This is a genomic window from Mycobacterium sp. NPDC050441, from assembly GCF_040655355.1.
In the GTDB taxonomy this organism is placed as follows: Bacteria; Actinomycetota; Actinomycetes; order Mycobacteriales; family Mycobacteriaceae; genus Mycobacterium.
The window spans coordinates 47,546-62,713 of the sequence record NZ_JBFAJS010000011.1; the positions used below are offsets into that span (position 1 = coordinate 47,546).

At 68.2% G+C, this 15,168-nt stretch carries 15 protein-coding genes; 2 read left to right on the forward strand and 13 right to left on the reverse strand.

Features of this window, described 5'->3' with window-relative positions; all coding sequences use genetic code 11:
- Window positions 1-4: 4 nt before the first annotated feature.
- The 4 genes from AB0I14_RS27480 to AB0I14_RS27495 form a co-directional block, all read right to left on the reverse strand.
- A complete protein-coding gene (locus AB0I14_RS27480) occupies window positions 5-748 on the reverse strand; it encodes a 3'(2'),5'-bisphosphate nucleotidase CysQ (RefSeq protein ID WP_358028636.1) in 744 nt (247 codons plus the stop codon).
- Window positions 745-2,589, reverse strand: a complete 1,845-nt coding sequence (gene cysN, locus AB0I14_RS27485; protein ID WP_358028639.1) for a sulfate adenylyltransferase subunit CysN — start codon at window positions 2,587-2,589, stop codon at window positions 745-747. The genes AB0I14_RS27480 and cysN overlap by 4 nt, the downstream gene beginning before the upstream one ends.
- The gene (cysD, locus tag AB0I14_RS27490; protein ID WP_358028642.1) at window positions 2,589-3,527 is read right to left on the reverse strand and encodes a sulfate adenylyltransferase subunit CysD; all 939 of its coding nucleotides are present in this window, start codon (window positions 3,525-3,527) and stop codon (window positions 2,589-2,591) included. Before cysD ends, cysN begins: the two co-directional genes overlap by 1 nt.
- A 94-nt stretch (window positions 3,528-3,621) precedes the next feature.
- The gene (locus tag AB0I14_RS27495) at window positions 3,622-4,992 is read right to left on the reverse strand and encodes an MFS transporter (RefSeq protein WP_358028645.1); all 1,371 of its coding nucleotides are present in this window, start codon (window positions 4,990-4,992) and stop codon (window positions 3,622-3,624) included.
- 83 nt (window positions 4,993-5,075) lie between these two features.
- Between AB0I14_RS27495 and AB0I14_RS27500 the strand changes: the two genes are divergently transcribed.
- Window positions 5,076-5,489 (forward strand): PaaI family thioesterase, encoded by a 414-nt coding sequence (locus AB0I14_RS27500; protein WP_358028648.1) that lies wholly within the window; start codon window positions 5,076-5,078, stop codon window positions 5,487-5,489.
- A gap of 30 nt (window positions 5,490-5,519) precedes the next feature.
- On the opposite strand, the gene AB0I14_RS27505 is transcribed toward AB0I14_RS27500, so the two are convergent.
- The 6 genes from AB0I14_RS27505 to AB0I14_RS27530 form a co-directional block, all read right to left on the reverse strand.
- Window positions 5,520-6,011 (reverse strand): carbonic anhydrase, encoded by a 492-nt coding sequence (locus AB0I14_RS27505; RefSeq protein ID WP_358028651.1) that lies wholly within the window; start codon window positions 6,009-6,011, stop codon window positions 5,520-5,522.
- Between the two features lie 136 nt (window positions 6,012-6,147).
- On the reverse strand, window positions 6,148-8,088 hold the full coding sequence (locus AB0I14_RS27510) for a glycosyltransferase family 39 protein (protein ID WP_358028652.1): 1,941 nt from the start codon (window positions 8,086-8,088) through the stop codon (window positions 6,148-6,150).
- The gene (locus AB0I14_RS27515) at window positions 8,085-9,371 is read right to left on the reverse strand and encodes a bifunctional glycosyltransferase family 2/GtrA family protein (protein WP_358028655.1); all 1,287 of its coding nucleotides are present in this window, start codon (window positions 9,369-9,371) and stop codon (window positions 8,085-8,087) included. Before AB0I14_RS27515 ends, AB0I14_RS27510 begins: the two co-directional genes overlap by 4 nt.
- Window positions 9,372-9,426: 55 nt before the next feature.
- Window positions 9,427-11,232: a glycosyltransferase family 39 protein gene (locus AB0I14_RS27520; protein WP_358029020.1), complete on the reverse strand. Its 1,806-nt coding sequence runs from the start codon at window positions 11,230-11,232 to the stop codon at window positions 9,427-9,429.
- An 88-nt stretch (window positions 11,233-11,320) separates the two neighbouring features.
- The gene (locus tag AB0I14_RS27525) at window positions 11,321-12,919 is read right to left on the reverse strand and encodes a HAMP domain-containing sensor histidine kinase (protein ID WP_358028657.1); all 1,599 of its coding nucleotides are present in this window, start codon (window positions 12,917-12,919) and stop codon (window positions 11,321-11,323) included.
- A complete protein-coding gene (locus AB0I14_RS27530) occupies window positions 12,897-13,601 on the reverse strand; it encodes a response regulator transcription factor (RefSeq protein WP_358029024.1) in 705 nt (234 codons plus the stop codon). The genes AB0I14_RS27525 and AB0I14_RS27530 overlap by 23 nt, the downstream gene beginning before the upstream one ends.
- Before the next feature lie 178 nt (window positions 13,602-13,779).
- Between AB0I14_RS27530 and AB0I14_RS27535 the strand changes: the two genes are divergently transcribed.
- Entirely contained in the window at window positions 13,780-14,247 is a 468-nt protein-coding gene (locus tag AB0I14_RS27535) for a hypothetical protein (RefSeq protein ID WP_358028660.1), read from the forward strand.
- Here the strand turns inward: AB0I14_RS27535 and AB0I14_RS27540 are convergent.
- From AB0I14_RS27540 to AB0I14_RS27550, 3 genes are all read right to left on the reverse strand, one after another.
- Entirely contained in the window at window positions 14,244-14,483 is a 240-nt protein-coding gene (locus tag AB0I14_RS27540) for a hypothetical protein (RefSeq protein WP_358028663.1), read from the reverse strand. The genes AB0I14_RS27535 and AB0I14_RS27540 overlap by 4 nt on opposite strands.
- 75 nt (window positions 14,484-14,558) lie before the next feature.
- A complete protein-coding gene (locus tag AB0I14_RS27545; protein WP_358028665.1) occupies window positions 14,559-14,828 on the reverse strand; it encodes a hypothetical protein in 270 nt (89 codons plus the stop codon).
- A gap of 76 nt (window positions 14,829-14,904) precedes the next feature.
- Complete coding sequence (locus AB0I14_RS27550) at window positions 14,905-15,162, reverse strand: hypothetical protein (RefSeq protein ID WP_358028668.1); 258 nt, start codon at window positions 15,160-15,162, stop codon at window positions 14,905-14,907.
- Between the last annotated feature and the right edge of the window lie 6 nt (window positions 15,163-15,168).

Here is a 15,168-nt window from a genome sequence, read left to right on the forward strand (position 1 = left end):
AGGACTACCCCGCCGTGACCGCCAATACCCGCTCGGCCAGCTCGGGCCGGCAGACGATCAGATCGGGCAGTGTGGGGTCGGCCGAGTTGTAGACCAGCGGCGAGCCGTCGATACGCGAGGTGTACAGGCCGGCCGCGCGGGCCACCGCGACAGGCGCGGCTGAATCCCACTCGTACTGACCACCCGCGTGTACGTACACGTCGGCGATCCCGCGGATCACCGCGGCGACTTTAGCCCCGGCCGAACCCATTTCGACCAGCGTGCCCTCCAGCGCATCCCGCACCGCGAGCGCCACCGCCGGCGGACGGGTGCGCGACACCACGACCCGGGGCGGGCCGTCGAAGGGGCGCGGGGCGGCCACCTCGGGGGTGGACAGGGTCGTGTTCTGCGCCGGCAACGCGACCGCCCCGGCCACGAGTTCGCCTGCGCCCCACAGCGCCACGTGCACGGCCCAGTCGTCGCGGCCGAGTTCGGAGAACTCCCGGGTACCGTCGAGCGGGTCGACGATCCAGACCCGATCGGCGCTCAGCCGGGCCGGATCGGCCCGCTCATCGGCCGTGGCCTCCTCCGACAGCACCGAGTCACCGGGACACAGCGCGGCCAGCTCGGCCATCAGGAAGTCGTGGGACTGCTTGTCCCCGGCTGCCTTTCGCTCGGCAGCCGAGGCGTCGGCGAAGTCGGCGCGGACATCGAGCAGCAGATCCCCGGCCCTGGTGGCCAGCCGGGCAGCCAGTTCGTGGTCGTTCACGACGGCAGCTCCAACAGCTCGATCACCATGTCGGCCAGTTCGGCGGTGCTGAGATCCGGCGTGAGCCGCAGATCCGGGTTCTTGGGCCGCTGGTACGGGCTGTCGATACCGGTGAAGTGGGTGATCTCACCGGCCCGCGCCTTGGCGTAGAGGCCCTTGGGGTCGCGGCGTTCGCAGTCCTCCAGCGGGGTGTCGCAGAACACCTCGTAGAAATCGAGACCCGCATCCGTGGCGACCTTGCGCGCGAGTGCGCGGTGCTCCTCCAGTGGGCTGATCGCGGGGACCAGCACAACCTGACCGGAATCGGCCAGAATCGCCGCGATGTGAGCGAGCCGGCGCTGGTTCTCGGCCCGGTCGGCCATCGAGAAGCCCAGGTCCGCGTTCAGCCCGTGGCGCAGGTTGTCCCCGTCCAGAACGTATGCCGGAAAACCCTTTTCGAGCAGCTTCTGCTCGACGAGCACCGCCACCGAGGACTTACCCGAGCCGGACAGACCGGTGAACCAGACGGTCCGGCCCTTCGACAGCCGATCCTCGGCGGTGCACAGCGACTCGTGGCGAACCGTGTTGGGGCTCGCGGTGTCGTGCCGGGTCTCGCGCAGCACCATGCCGGCGCCCACGGTGCCGTTGGTGTTGGGGTCGATCAGGATGAACGATCCGGTGGCGGCATTGCGGCTGTATTCGTCGAGCAGCAACGGCGCCTGGGTGCGCAGCGAGACACGGCCCAGCTCATTGAGTTTGAGCGCGGTCGCGGACTTGTCCCGGTGCAGGGTGTTGACATCCAGCCGGTAGTCCAGTCCGGTCACCTTGGCCCTGGTGGTACGGGTGGTGTGCTTGACCAGGTATTCGCGGCCGGGCTCCAGTGACGATTCGTCGGCCATCCAGCACACCGTGGCGTCGAACTCCTGGGTGACCCGGGGCTGGTTGTTGGGCCGGGCGATCATGTCGCCGCGGGAGATGTCGATGTCGTCGGACAGGCTGATCGACACCGCCATCGGCGGGAATGCCTCGTCGACCACGCCGCTCGGGCCGTCGATCTGGGTGATGCGCGTGGGCTTTCCGGCCGGCAGCACGATCACGTCGTCCCCGGGACGCAGCACACCGCTGGCCACCGTGCCGGCGTAGCTGCGGTGGTCGGCGTGTTCGTGGGTCTGCGGCCGGATCACGTACTGCACCGGGAAACGCACGTCGACCAGGTTGCGGTCACCGGCGATGTAGACGTCTTCGAGGTGACTCAGCAGCGACGGACCCTCATACCAGGGCGTCACATCGGATTTGGTCACCACGTTGTCGCCTTTGAGGGCCGACAGCGGGATGGTCGTCACGTCATGCACGTCCAACCGGGCGGCGAACGCATGGAACTCGTCGCGGATCGCCTCGAAACGTTCCTGATCCCAGTCGATCAGGTCCATCTTGTTCACGGCCAGCACGATGTGCTGGATGCCCAGCAGCGACGCCAGGAACGCGTGGCGGCGCGACTGCTCGAGCAGTCCGTGGCGGGCGTCGACCAGCACGATGACCAGTTGCGCGGTGGAGGCTCCGGTCACCATGTTGCGGGTGTACTGGATGTGCCCCGGGGTGTCGGCGATGATGAATTTCCGCTTGGCCGTGGCGAAGTAGCGGTAGGCGACATCGATCGTGATGCCCTGTTCCCGCTCGGCGCGCAGGCCGTCGGTGACCAGTGCCAGATCGGTGTAGTCGTGGCCGCGTTCCTTGGAAGTGCGCTCGACGGCGGCCAGCTGATCCTCCATGACCGCCTTGGAGTCGAACAGCAACCGGCCGATCAGGGTGGACTTGCCGTCGTCGACGGATCCTGCGGTGGCGATGCGAAGAAGCGTCGACATCAGAAGTAGCCCTCTCGCTTGCGATCTTCCATTCCGGCCTCGGAGATCCGGTCATCGGCGCGGGTGGCACCGCGCTCGGTGAGCCGGGACACCGCGGTCTCGGCGATGACCTCCGAAACCGTTGCGGCCGTGGACTCCACACATCCGGTGCAGGTGACGTCGCCGACGGTGCGGAACCGCACGGTCTTCTCGATCACCGGTTCGTCCTTGCGGGGCTGCAGGTACTTGTGCACCGCGAGCAGCATGCCGTCGCGCTCGAACACCTTGCGCTGGTGCGCGTAATAGATGGAGGGCAGCTTGATCTTCTCGGCGCCGATGTAGGACCAGATGTCGAACTCGGTCCAGTTGGAGATCGGAAAGGCACGGATGTGCTCGCCCTTGTGGTGCCGCCCGTTGTAGAGGTTCCACAGCTCGGGGCGCTGCACCTTGGGGTCCCACTGGCCGAACTCGTCGCGGAAGGAGAACACGCGCTCCTTGGCGCGGGCCTTCTCCTCGTCGCGCCGGGCACCGCCGAAGGCGGCGTCGAACTTGTTCTCCCGGATACCGCGCAGCAGCGTGACGGTCTGGATCGGGTTGCGCGACGGGATGGTCTCCACCACGCGACCGGCATCGATGTCGTCCTGCACCTTGGCGACGACCAGGCGCGCACCGTAGTGCTCGACGAGTTCGTCGCGGGCCTCGTAGACCTCGTCGAAATTGTGGCCCGTGTCGACGTGCATGACCGGGAACGGCAGCCGGCCCGGCGCGAACGCCTTGACGGCCAGGTGCAGCATGACGATCGAGTCTTTACCCCCGGAGAACAGCAGCACGGGCTTCTCGAACTCCGCGGCAACCTCGCGGATGATGTGGATGGCCTCGGCCTCCAGCGCCCGGAGGTGGCTCAGCTCGTAGTGGCCGGCCCGGCCGGATTGCTGATCGGTTTTCTGTGCGGCGGTCATCACTTCCCCATTAAGTTGGTAGGAATGGCCAGAATTGCAAGCATGGCCAGGAATCTAGCTGCCCTGTCCCCGCGGTGTCAATGGTGGGTAACCGTCAGGCCCGGTGCCCGCTGACGTGGGCACCGGCCTGCCGCGGCAGTCGCACCGTCGCGACCACGGTCAGCGCCAGCAACGCGCCCAGGATCAGATAAGTCAGCGAGTACGAGCTCCACTGGCTGAGCAGAAGCGCCGCCACCGCGATGCCGAGGCCGGCCGCCAGCTCCTGCACCGAGGCATTGAGCGTGTTGGCGTGCGTCAGGTGCTCACCGTCGACGTCGGAGAACGCCAGGCTGTTGTAGGCGGTGAAGCCGATCGACCGCAGCGCCCCGCTCAGATAGAGAACGACTGCCATCACCGCGACCGGCAGCCCGGGCCGCAACGCGGCCAGCAGGCCGAAACAGGCGACCGACGCCAGCCCGTTGACCAGGAGCACGGTCCGGATGCCGAAGCGGCGCATCAACGGTGTGGTCGCCGGCTTGATGGTCAGGTTCCCGGCGAACAGCGCGGCCACCATGACGCCGGCCGCCAGCGGCGTCCAGCCGAACTCCAGCTGGAACTGCAGCGGCAGCAGGAACGGCACCGCGGTGATCACCAGGCGATACAGCGACCCCGCCACCACCGTGATGCGCAGCGTGTGCACCCGCAGCACCCGTAACTGCACCAGCGGGGCCGACGCGTCGAGCAGTCGCCACAGCGCTCCGACGAGCAGCAGGACCGCCGCGACAGCGCATCCGGTGACCAGTCCCCAGTCGGTCCCCGAGACCCGGACGTTCTCCAGCGCGATCAGCGCCGCAGCAATCCCCGAACCGAGCGCCAGCAGACCTGGCCAATCCAGCGATCGGACCGTGGACTGCGGCTCGCCGCGGACGAGTTTGACCGCGAGAACGATTCCGATCACGCCGACCGGAATGTTGACCGCGAAGATCCACCGCCAGCTGCCCAGGGTCGCAATCGCCCCGCCCAGCACCGGGGCCAGCACCGGTGCGGTCAGCGCGGGCCAGGTCAGTAGTGCGATCGCTCGCACCAGGTCGGACTTGCCGCTGTGCCGCAACACGGCCAGCCGCCCGACCGGCACCATCATGGCGCCGCCGATCCCCTGCGCGATCCGCATCAGCACCAGCATCGGCAGCGAGGTGCTCACCGCACACCCGATCGAGGCCAGCGTGAACACCGCGATCGCCCCGATGAACACCCGGCGCGTACCGAACCTGTCGGCCAACCATCCGCTGGCCGGGATCAGCACCGCCACGGTGACCAGATAGGCCGAGATCGCCACGTTGACGTCGATGGCCTCGACGCCGAACGACGCGGCGATCAGCGGAATGGCCGGCGCGATGATCGTGGCATCCAGGATCTCCATGAACAGCGCGCCGGCCACCAGCAACGCCAGACCCCTTGGGAACGGCGAATTCTCGGGTACGGACATCACGCTGCCCCGCGTCCTGGAGCCGAGGCAGTTACCCCGCAGGTAATTGAGACGCTGACCGCCGGCCGCACACACTGGTGGCCATGAGTACCCAGACCGGCCCGGAGGTCATGGCACAGTTCCTGCCCCAGTCGCCGTTCGTGGCCAAGCTCGGCATCGTCGCCGAAACACTCGACGGGCCCGAGGTCCGACTGCGGTTGCCGTGGGATCCGACGAACATCACGATCGCCGACATGGTGCATGGGGGTGCGATCGCAGCGTTGGCCGATGTCACGGTGATGGCTGCGGCCTGGGCGCAGGCCGAGGTTCCGGATTCGCTTCGCGGAGTGACTGTTTCGATGACGATCAACTATCTGGCACCGGCACGGGCCGCCGATCTGATCGGACTCGGGCGTGTGCTGCGTCAGGGTAGGTCCCTGGTGAACAGCGAGGTCGATATCGTCACTCCTGACGGCGAGGCGGTGGCCAAAGCCATCGCAACGTACAAGGTGGGGTGAGCGGGCACCGAGAATAGGGTGTGGCGGTCGCTACAACTTCACCTCGTTGAGCTTGCCGGTGGAGACGTCGAAGATGAAGCCGCGCAACGACTCATGCTTCGTGACGAATGGGCTGGCCTCGATCCGGCGCAATGACTGACGCACATCTTCTTCAAGGTCGACGAACGCCTCGGCCGCCCAGTTCGGCTTGATGCCGGTGTCGTCCTGGATCTGCTGTTTGAACCCGTCATCGGTGAACGTCAGCATGCCGCAGTCGGTGTGGTGGATCAGGATGATCTCCTTGGTCCCCAGCAGCCGCTGACTGATCGCCAACGAGCGGATCTCGTCATCGGTGATGACGCCGCCGGCGTTGCGGATGACGTGCGCCTCGCCGTCACCAAGGCCGAGGATGCGATAGACGTCCAGCCTGGCGTCCATGCACGCGACCACGGCAACGTGCTTGCTCGGCGGCAACGGCAACGGCCCGGAGAAGGTCGTGGCGTAGACCTCATTGTTGGCCAGGTACTGGTCGGTGACAGACATGATTCGACGCTAACAACGGGCAGGCGGCACGGCTAGACGCAGAATCAGGCTGAGCCGATGAGGTGCAGTCTCTGCTGCGGTGCCCAGGCGGCGGCCGTCCTGCCGGGGGATATCGGACGGCCGCCGCGGTCAGGGGTCAGGCGGCCGGCGCCGACAGGTCGTACACCGGGACGTCGCCGACGACGCTCTTGGTGAAGTGCTGTCTCACCCAGGTGGTGATCTCCCCTGCGCTCCCGCCGGGATCACGCTGCGAGCCGGTTGGGCCGCCTCGACCACCCTCGGACCGATCGAGGAAGTAGCGGACCTGGCCGTCGGCGACGTACCGCTGGAACTGCGCGAGCGTGGGCGAGTTGTCACTGCCCATGAACCCGCCGATCGCCATCAACGACTCGCCGGTCTTGAGCTCGAGATCGCTCACCAGCATCGAGCCCACGCTCGCGGCGGCCCAGCGACCGTCGGTACCTGCGATGAGCTCAGCCAGCGCCGGGTCGTCGGCCCGGCCGAAGCCCGGACCACCGGGACCGCCGAACCCCATGTCCCGGTTGGGGCCCGAGGTGGCCATCGGCCCACCGCCGTGGACCTTGGCCACCGTCTCGATGGTGTAGGCCCCGGTCGCGGCGAGCCCGAAGACCATGGCCGCCAGCGCCACCACCGCGGGGAGCTTGCCCGGCCGGTGGGCGACGAAGGCCAGGGCAGCCGCCGTCAGCACGGAGCCGATCAACACGATCCAGCGCAGCGCCGGTAGCCAGTCGGGGGTCCGGTTCAGCAGCACGAACGCCCACACCCCGGTGCCGGCCAGCATCACGGCCAGCACTGCGCGGGCCGCGAGTCGTGCACGCACACGCCACAATTCGACGACGGATATACCCACCAGTGCGGCGACCGCCGGCGCCAGCGCCACGGTGTAATAGGGGTGGATGGTCCCGTCCATGAAGCTGAACACCACCGCGGTGACCAGCAGCCAGCCGCCCCACATCAGCAGACCTGCCCGCAGGCTCGCGGTCCGCGCCGTGCGCCGGGTCAGCCATAGTGCGGCAACCAGTCCGAGCAGCGCGGCGGGCAACAGCCACGACGCCTCGGTGCCCATGGACATCCCGAACATCCGGCCGACGCCCGGATCACCGCCGAACAGCAGGTTGGCACCGCCGCCGGGGCCGTGACCGAAACCGGGACCACCTCCGGGTCCACCCGGTCCGGGACCGTTGCCGGGCCCTGAGCCCGCCCGGCCCAGGATGCGTTGCAGCCCGTTGTAGCCGAATGCCAGTTGCAGCAGGCTGTTGTCGGTCGATCCGGCGATGTAGGGCCGCGAGTCCGCCGGCCACAGCGCCACCAGCGCGATGTACCAGCCCGACGAGACGATCATCGTTGCCGCGCCGATCAGGAGCGTGCCCAACCGTTTCCACACGCCGACCACGGGCGCGGCGACGAGGAACATCAGGGCCAGCCCCGGCACCACCAGGAAGGCCTGCAGCATCTTGGTCAGGAAGGCGAAACCGAGCGCACACCCCGCCAATGCCACCCAACCGGCACTGGCCCTGGCCGACACCGGACCGACCGCACGGACCATGAAGTAGGCCGCCAGCACCAACAGCAGCACCAGCAGTGCATCGGGATTGTTGTAGCGGAACATCGAGGCCGCCACCGGTGTCAGTGCCAGTGCCACCCCGGCGATCAGGGCGGCGCCGGGGCCGCTGGTACGCCGCACGGTGGCATAGAGCAGTGCCACCGCACCGACACCCATCAACGCTTGCGGCAGCAGCATGGTGAACTCGTTGAAGCCGAACAGCCGACCGGACAACCCCATTGCCCACATCGCGGCCGGCGGCTTGTCCACGGTGATGGCGTTGCCGGCATCCAGCGATCCGAACAGCCAGCCCTTCCAGGACTGGGTGCCGGCCTGGGCTGCGGCGGCGTAGTAGCTGTTGGCCCACCCCGAAGACCCGAGCCCCCAGAGGTAGAGCACCGCTGTGCCGGCCAGCAGAGCCCAGTAGGAGGGGCGAATCCAGCGCGGCGTCAACGTATTCGGGGACTCCGCGATCCGTGCGGCCTCGGGTGCCGCGTCGACGATGGCCGTCATAGTTCTACCCCTCGATTCGGCTCAGTGGCCCGCCGCGTCCGCGAGGGATGGAATACCCACCCCCGCAACAGGACGAAGCGCACCGCGGTGGCCAACAGGTTGGCCGCCACCAATACTGCAAGCTCGACACCGCGGTGCGGCACGGGCGCCACGACGTGCAAGAGTCCCAACGATCCACTGGTGATGGTCAGCGCGACCCCGAACACCGTCAGCCCCTCGAGGTGATGGCGGGTGACGTTGCCCGACCCGGCGATCCCGAAGGTGAATCGGCGGTTGGCCGCGGTGTTTCCGACCGCGGTCACCAACAGGGCGATCAGGTTGGCGGCCTGCGCACCGACCCCGGCCCGCAGGGCCGTGAACAGCAGCAGGTAGGCCAGCGTGGAGACCACACCGACGGCGCCGAAGCGCACCGCCTGGCGCAGCAATGATCCGGGTGCGGCCGATTTCCGCGACGATCCGAGCTGCGCGGCGATCGTGTTCACCGGGATCGACCCGTTGGCGAATCCGCGCAGCAGCCGGCCGATGCCCTTGAGGTCGGCGGTGGCGGTGGCGACGATGTCCACCCGGCTGTCCGGATCGTCCACCCAGTCCACCGGAACCTCGTGAATGCGCAGACCGCTGCGTTCGGCCAGCACCAGCAGCTCGGTGTCGAAGAACCAACCGGTATCGGCCACATGGGGCAGCAACCGGCGGGCAACGTCGGCCCGAATCGCCTTGAAACCGCACTGTGCATCCGAGAACCTCGCCGCCAGAGTCGATTTCAGGATCAGGTTGTAGCAGCGCGAGATGAACTCACGCTTGGCGCCGCGGACCACCCGTGAGCCGCGCCCCAGCCGGGTGCCGATGGCCAGATCGGAGTGGCCGGAGATCAGTGGTGCCACCAACGGCGCAAGCGCGGCCAGGTCGGTGGACAGGTCGACGTCCATGTAGGCGAGCACCGGCGCGTCCGACGTCGACCACACCGCGCGCAGTGCGCGTCCGCGCCCCTTCTCCTCCAGCCGGACCACCCGCACACCGTCGAGTTCGGCCGTCAGTTCGGCGGCGATGCGCGGGGTTTCGTCGACGCTGGCGTTGTCGGCGATGGTGATGCGGACCGGCACCGCGAAGTTCTCGGCGAGGTACCGGTGCAGCCGGCGTACCGAATGAGCGAGCGCGGCCTGCTCGTTGTACACCGGCACGACGACGTCGAGCACCGGAACTCCGGCCTCCCGGGCGGCGAGTGTGGCATTGGGCCGCGACGCGAAATGAAAACGCTGCTCGGGTTCTTCGACCAAAGTTGTCATGAGTTCATCGTTCTCCGCAGGCTTGTGATCCGGGTTGGGCGAAGCTATGCGCCGGCTATGTGTTCGTCGCACGCTGAGTCAGGTCGTAGATGGTGACGTCGTCGACGGTGACCGGGTTGTAGTGGGCCTGGACCCATTCCGCGATCTCGGTGGCCGCCTGGCTGCCGCTGGGGGTGTGCCCGCCGAACCCGCCGGCCATGATGCGGGATCGGATGAAGTAGTGGATGGCGCCGTCATCGACGAGGCTCTGGAACTCCTGAAGTGTGGGCGCCGGATCGGTGCCGTTGAAGCCCCCGACCGCCATCACCGGTGCGCGGGTGGCCAATTGATAACCCGCGGCATTCGACGAACCCACCACGGCCGCCGCCCACTGGTAGCGGTCGGCATCGGCTGCCAGCGTCGCGGTCACAGTCGGCCCGGGTTCGGGAGCCGCGAACATCCCACCGAATCCCCCACCACCGCGCGATGGACCGACGGACGGTATCGCCCCGGTGTGCGCGCTGGCCGCGGTGGCGATCGAGTACGCGACCGGACCGGCCAGGCAGGCCGCGGCCGCCAGCACCGCCGTCACCCGCACCATCGGGCGCTCCAACCGCCCGACCACGAGCAGCAGCACCGCGGCACCCACACCGACCACGGACACCGCAGCCCGCAGCCACGGATACGCATCGCCGTTACGGGCCAACAGCACCGCGGACAGGATCGCGGTCACCAGTACCGCACCCGACATCGCCCTGGCGGCCCGAATGTCGGCGCGGTACTGCCACAGCAGCGTGGCACCGATACCGATCACCGCGCCGATCGCCGGGCCGAGCGCCACGGTGTAATACGGATGGACGATGCCGTTCATGAAGCTGAACACCACGGCGGTGACCAAAAGCCAACCGCCCCAAAGGATGAGAGCGGCGCGGGTCGCGTTCGTGCGGGCGGCCCGGCGGGTCAGGTAGAGGCCGGCCACCAGACAGATCAGCGCCGCGGGCAGCAGCCAGGCGATATCGGCGCCCATCTGCGACCCGAACAGCCGGCCGGGACCGACATCGAAGTTGAGATTGCCCAGGCCACCCGTTTCATCACCGGTGAGCCGGCCCAAGCCGTTGTACCCCAAGGCCAATTCGACGATGCTGTCGTTCTGCGAACCACCGATGTAGGGCCGCGACGAGGCCGGCCACAGCTCAACCAACACCAGATACCAGCCACCGCTGACGACCATGGCCGCCACGGCCGTGACGACATCGAGCACACGCCGGCCCAGCGGACGGTCCCCCGCCATCAGAGCCGCCGCACCGAAGGCCGGCAGAACCAGGAACGCCTGCAGCATCTTGGCCAGGAAGCCGAAGCCGACCGCGGCCCCTGCAGCGACGAACCACAAACGGCTGGCGTCCTTTTCGATCCCGCGCTGCACGCAGTAGGCCGCCACGACGAGCAGCAGCACCAGCAGCGCATCGGGATTGTTGAACCGGAAGATCAACGCCGCCACCGGCGTCAGCGCCAGCACGGTACCCGCCAACAGGCCGGCCCAAGGTCCGGCCGCGCGGCGCACCGCCGCGTAGAGCACCGCGACCGCACCGACCCCCATCAGCGCCTGCGGCACCAGCACGCTCCACGAACTCAGCCCGAACAGGCGCACCGAGAGGTCGGTGATCCACAATGCCGCGGGCGTCTTGTCCACGGTGATGGCGTTGCCGGCGTCGCTGGACCCGAACAGCATCGCCGTCCAGTTCTCGGCACCGGCCTGTGCGGCGGCCGAGTAGAAGGCGTTCGCCCACCCGCTGCTCGACAGATTCCACAGGTAGAGGACCGCGGTGCCGGCCAGCAACAGACCGAGGGCGACCCGGTGCGAGAAGGCCGGGAACCGCGTCACCCGCCGGGCGTCTGTGCGAGTTTGGGCCTGCTCGGCAGGCAGAAGCTCGGCGGCAACAAGGGTCACGCTCTCATCGTCGCCGTGGCCGCTAGGTGCCCGATTGGTCCGTCCTGTGCGTGCCCTGTGAGCTCTCGCCCGGCAGTCGCACCACGAACTCGGTCGAACCCGCAGTACTGCTCACCTCGATGACGCCGCCATGCGCCTTGAGCACCGCGGCCACGATCGCCAGACCCAACCCCGTGCTGCCCTCGCGCCGCGACCGCGACGAGTCGCCGCGGGCAAACCGTTCGAACACATCGGGCAGCAGTGTCGCGGGTATGCCGGGACCGTCGTCGGTGACGGTCAGCAGTACCGCATCGGGTTCGGGTTTCAGCGACACCGTGACCGAGGTACCGGGAGGGGTGTGCGTCCGTGCGTTGGCCAGCAGATTCGCCAGCACCTGACGCAGCCTGGCCTCATCGCCTTCGACCACCACCGGGTCCTCGGGCAGGTCCAGCGACCACTGGTGGTCCGGGCCCGCGATGTGGGCGTCGCTCACCGAGTCGACGATCAGCCGGGACAGATCGACGGTGTCACGTTCCAACGGCCGGCCGGCGTCGAGGCGGGCCAGCAAGAGCATGTCCTCGACCAGTTGCGTCATCCGGGTGGTCTCGGACTCCACCCGGTTCATCGCGTGGGCCACGTCGGCGGGCAGGTCATCGCGTTTGCGCTGGGCCAACTCGGTGTAGCCCCGGATCGCCGCCAGCGGCGTCCGCAACTCGTGGCTGGCGTCGGCGACGAACTGACGCACCCGCGTCTCGCTGGCGTGCCGGGCCGACAGCGCGCTCGCGATGCGGTCGAGCATCCGGTTCAGCGAGGTGCCGAGCTGTCCGACTTCCGTGTGGGCGCTGGCCGGGTCGACCGGGACGATCGGTGTGGGCAGCTCCACCTCGCCACGGTCGAGCTCGAGATCAGCCACTCGGCGTGCGGCCGCCGAAACGCGTGACAACGGGGCCAGTTGGCGCCGGATGATCAGCGTTCCCGCGGTCGTCGCAGCGATCAGCGCGATCACCGCCAGCACACCGAACATCCCGAGCACCCACAACAGGGTGTCGTCGACGACGGCAGTCGGCAGCCCGGTCACGATCGTCTGCGGGCCGCCGTGGCGCGGATGCAGGCCGATCAGCCGGTAGCGGCCCAGCCCGTCGAGGTCCACGGTTTCGGGATCCCGGGTTGCCGGAATCTGGGACAACTGGACCGCCGCGGCCGGGCTGACCTCGACGCGGTCCCCCTCAGCGGTGATCACACCCGCGTCCACCGGCCGGTTCGGCGCCACCACCGCCCCGACCGTGCGCGCGGCCTGCCCCGGTGCGTTGAGGAATCCGGGCCCCGGGCCGTCCTCGGGGTCGAAGGGTACGCGGTGATGACGGTGCATGCCCGGCGGCGGCGGGGATCCCGGTGGTGGAGGCGGCAATTCGAAGATGGCGGCCGAACGCCGGCCGGCCTCGATCAGTTGATCGTCGAGCTGGTTCATCAAAAACCGTTGCAGCGCAAGCTCTGTCGCCACCCCGATCGTGGCGCACACCACCGCCAGCAGGGCTACCTGAGTGACGACCAGCCGGGCCCGCAACGACCAGGTCCGCGGCGACCACCACCGGGTGGCGCTTCCGGTCCCGGCCGTCACCTCAGCGCGCGGGCCGGAGGACATAACCCGCACCGCGCAACGTGTGGATCATCGGTTCCCGTCCGCTGTCGATCTTCTTGCGCAGATACGAGACGTACAGCTCGACGATGTTGGAGCGGCCACCGAAGTCGTAACTCCACACCCGGTCCAGGATCTGGGCCTTGCTCAACACCCGCTTGGCGTTGCGCATCATGAACCGCAGAAGCTCGAACTCGGTGGCGGTCAGTGTGATCGGGTCACCGGCGCGGGTCACCTCATGGCTGTCCTCGTCGAGCACGAGATCGCCGACGATGATCTTGGCGCCGCCGTCTTCACTGGTCACCCCGGTGCGCCGGAGCAGCGCCCGCAACCGCAGCACCACTTCCTCGAGGCTGAACGGCTTGGTGACGTAGTCGTCGCCGCCGGCGGTGAGACCGGCGATGCGGTCCTCCACCGAATCCTTGGCGGTCAGCAGCAGCAGCGGCAGGCCGGGAATCTGTTCGCGCAGTCTGCGCAGGACGTCCAGACCACTCATATCGGGCAGCATCACGTCGAGGACGACCACATCGGGTGGGCTCTCCCGCGCCGCGGCGATCGCGCTCGCGCCATCGCCTGCCGTGGCAATGTCCCAGCCCTCGTAGCGCAGCGCCATCGACACCAGTTCGGCCAATACGGGCTCGTCGTCGACCACCAGGACTTGGATCGGATTGCCATCGGCGCGGCGCATGACGGCGCGCCCGGACTCGGAATCGGTGCCACTGGTCGTCGAACTCACCCGCTCATTATTCGCCCGCTCGTTAGGCCCAGACTGAGCGCTTTCTATGCGCCAGCTGTGAAGAATCGCCACATCCGGGGCAGCGCCCGCACACAGCCGACACACAGACAGCACCGGCAACGTGGACCTCATGAGCATCCGACCCACAGTTGCCGCAGTCGGCATCGCGGCGGCTATTGCGGGGCTCGGCGGTGCGGCGGTGTATGCCGCCACCGATACCCAGGGCCCCGGCCATCACGGCGGCGGGCCGCCAACTGCGCACGGCGGCGGGTCACCGCCCTGGATGGAGGGACCCGGAATGGCCGGGCAATCCCACGACCGGCCCGATCCCGCCACGATTCACAGCGAGGCGGTGCTGGCCGACCGCGATGGCGGCTACCGTACGACGCTTGTCCAGACCGGCATGATCACCGAACTGAGCGCAAGCTCGGTCACCGTGCGCAGCAACGACGGATTCACCCGGAGTTACACCCTGCCGGACGCCGCCAAGCCCCCGTTCGCGGTCAACGACCGGGTCCTGATCCAGGCCACCGGCACCGGGCCGGCACCGGCGGGCAAGCCGACCGTCACCAGCATCGGCGAGGCGCCCAAGCGTTAACCGTTGCCGTACCCGTCGGGCAGCTCCACCTTCACCGTCGGCTTCGCGAAAGAGGTCTCGAGTTCGGTGGGAGCTGTTGTCTTCGTTTCGGTTTCACCGACTTTGACCGCGGGAACCGCTCCACTGCTCGGCGCCTCCGCCACCATGGTGCCGAATGCGCCCATCGCTGCCAGTGCGATCGCTCCGACGCCGGCCATTGCGTACTTGGTCCGCTTGCTGCGTTCGTCTCCTGTCATACAAACCTGCCTACCGGGGCCCGCGAGCCAGGTAAACCGGCCGACGTACGCACCGGCGGGCGAGATCAGTCGCGATCAGTGCGGTGTGGCAAACCCGGACGGCGTCGTCGCCGAGACCGACGGCGAGGCCTCCGATGTCTCGGGGGCTGTCGGCGGAGTCGTCGGGGTGATGGTTTGTCCAGTGGTGATGGCCGGTGGTTCGACCCGCTGTTGGGCCCCGATGAGGCCACCACCCATCCCCACCCCGAGCACCGCCGTGGCTAACCCGCCCATCGCGCCGACCCCGGCGGCGATGAATTTCAGATTTCGCTGATTGTTTCCCTTCGCGCTACCCAATGCGCTCACCTCCGCAGCGACGTATAGCCGCTGCGGCCGGAGGTGAAACCGCTACCGGAGCCTCGCGCTGCGATCGATGCGTGGATCAGTGCGTAGTGGCGAACCCGGACGGCGGCGTGTTGCCCCGCATCGCAGGTACAGCCATCGAAACCGCCGGCGCGGCCGGAGGCGTCGTCTCCGTGGTGGTCTGGCCGACGTTCATGTGGGAACCAGATGCCACTGCCTGGGCCCCCGTACCCACGTGAACGTCCGAGACCGCCCCGAACACGCCCAGCCCCACCACTGCCGCACCACCGGCGACCGCAGCGATCACTTTCACATTCTTCAGTCCGCTGACCTTCATGTATTT

Bases quoted from the DNA above. Each gene is read 5' to 3' on its own strand.
- AB0I14_RS27550 (WP_358028668.1), bottom strand. From the start codon at position 15,162: ATGAAGGTCAGCGGACTGAAGAATGTGAAAGTGATCGCTGCGGTCGCC.
- cysN (WP_358028639.1), bottom strand. From the start codon at position 2,589: ATGTCGACGCTTCTTCGCATCGCCACCGCAGGATCCGTCGACGACGGC.
- AB0I14_RS27495 (WP_358028645.1), bottom strand. From the start codon at position 4,992: ATGTCCGTACCCGAGAATTCGCCGTTCCCAAGGGGTCTGGCGTTGCTG.
- AB0I14_RS27500 (WP_358028648.1), top strand. From the start codon at position 5,076: ATGAGTACCCAGACCGGCCCGGAGGTCATGGCACAGTTCCTGCCCCAG.
- AB0I14_RS27530 (WP_358029024.1), bottom strand. From the start codon at position 13,601: ATGCGCCGCGCCGATGGCAATCCGATCCAAGTCCTGGTGGTCGACGAC.
- AB0I14_RS27540 (WP_358028663.1), bottom strand. From the start codon at position 14,483: ATGACAGGAGACGAACGCAGCAAGCGGACCAAGTACGCAATGGCCGGC.
- AB0I14_RS27505 (WP_358028651.1), bottom strand. From the start codon at position 6,011: ATGTCTGTCACCGACCAGTACCTGGCCAACAATGAGGTCTACGCCACG.
- AB0I14_RS27525 (WP_358028657.1), bottom strand. From the start codon at position 12,919: ATGTCCTCCGGCCCGCGCGCTGAGGTGACGGCCGGGACCGGAAGCGCC.
- AB0I14_RS27515 (WP_358028655.1), bottom strand. From the start codon at position 9,371: ATGACAACTTTGGTCGAAGAACCCGAGCAGCGTTTTCATTTCGCGTCG.
- cysD (WP_358028642.1), bottom strand. From the start codon at position 3,527: ATGACCGCCGCACAGAAAACCGATCAGCAATCCGGCCGGGCCGGCCAC.
- AB0I14_RS27510 (WP_358028652.1), bottom strand. From the start codon at position 8,088: ATGACGGCCATCGTCGACGCGGCACCCGAGGCCGCACGGATCGCGGAG.
- AB0I14_RS27535 (WP_358028660.1), top strand. From the start codon at position 13,780: ATGAGCATCCGACCCACAGTTGCCGCAGTCGGCATCGCGGCGGCTATT.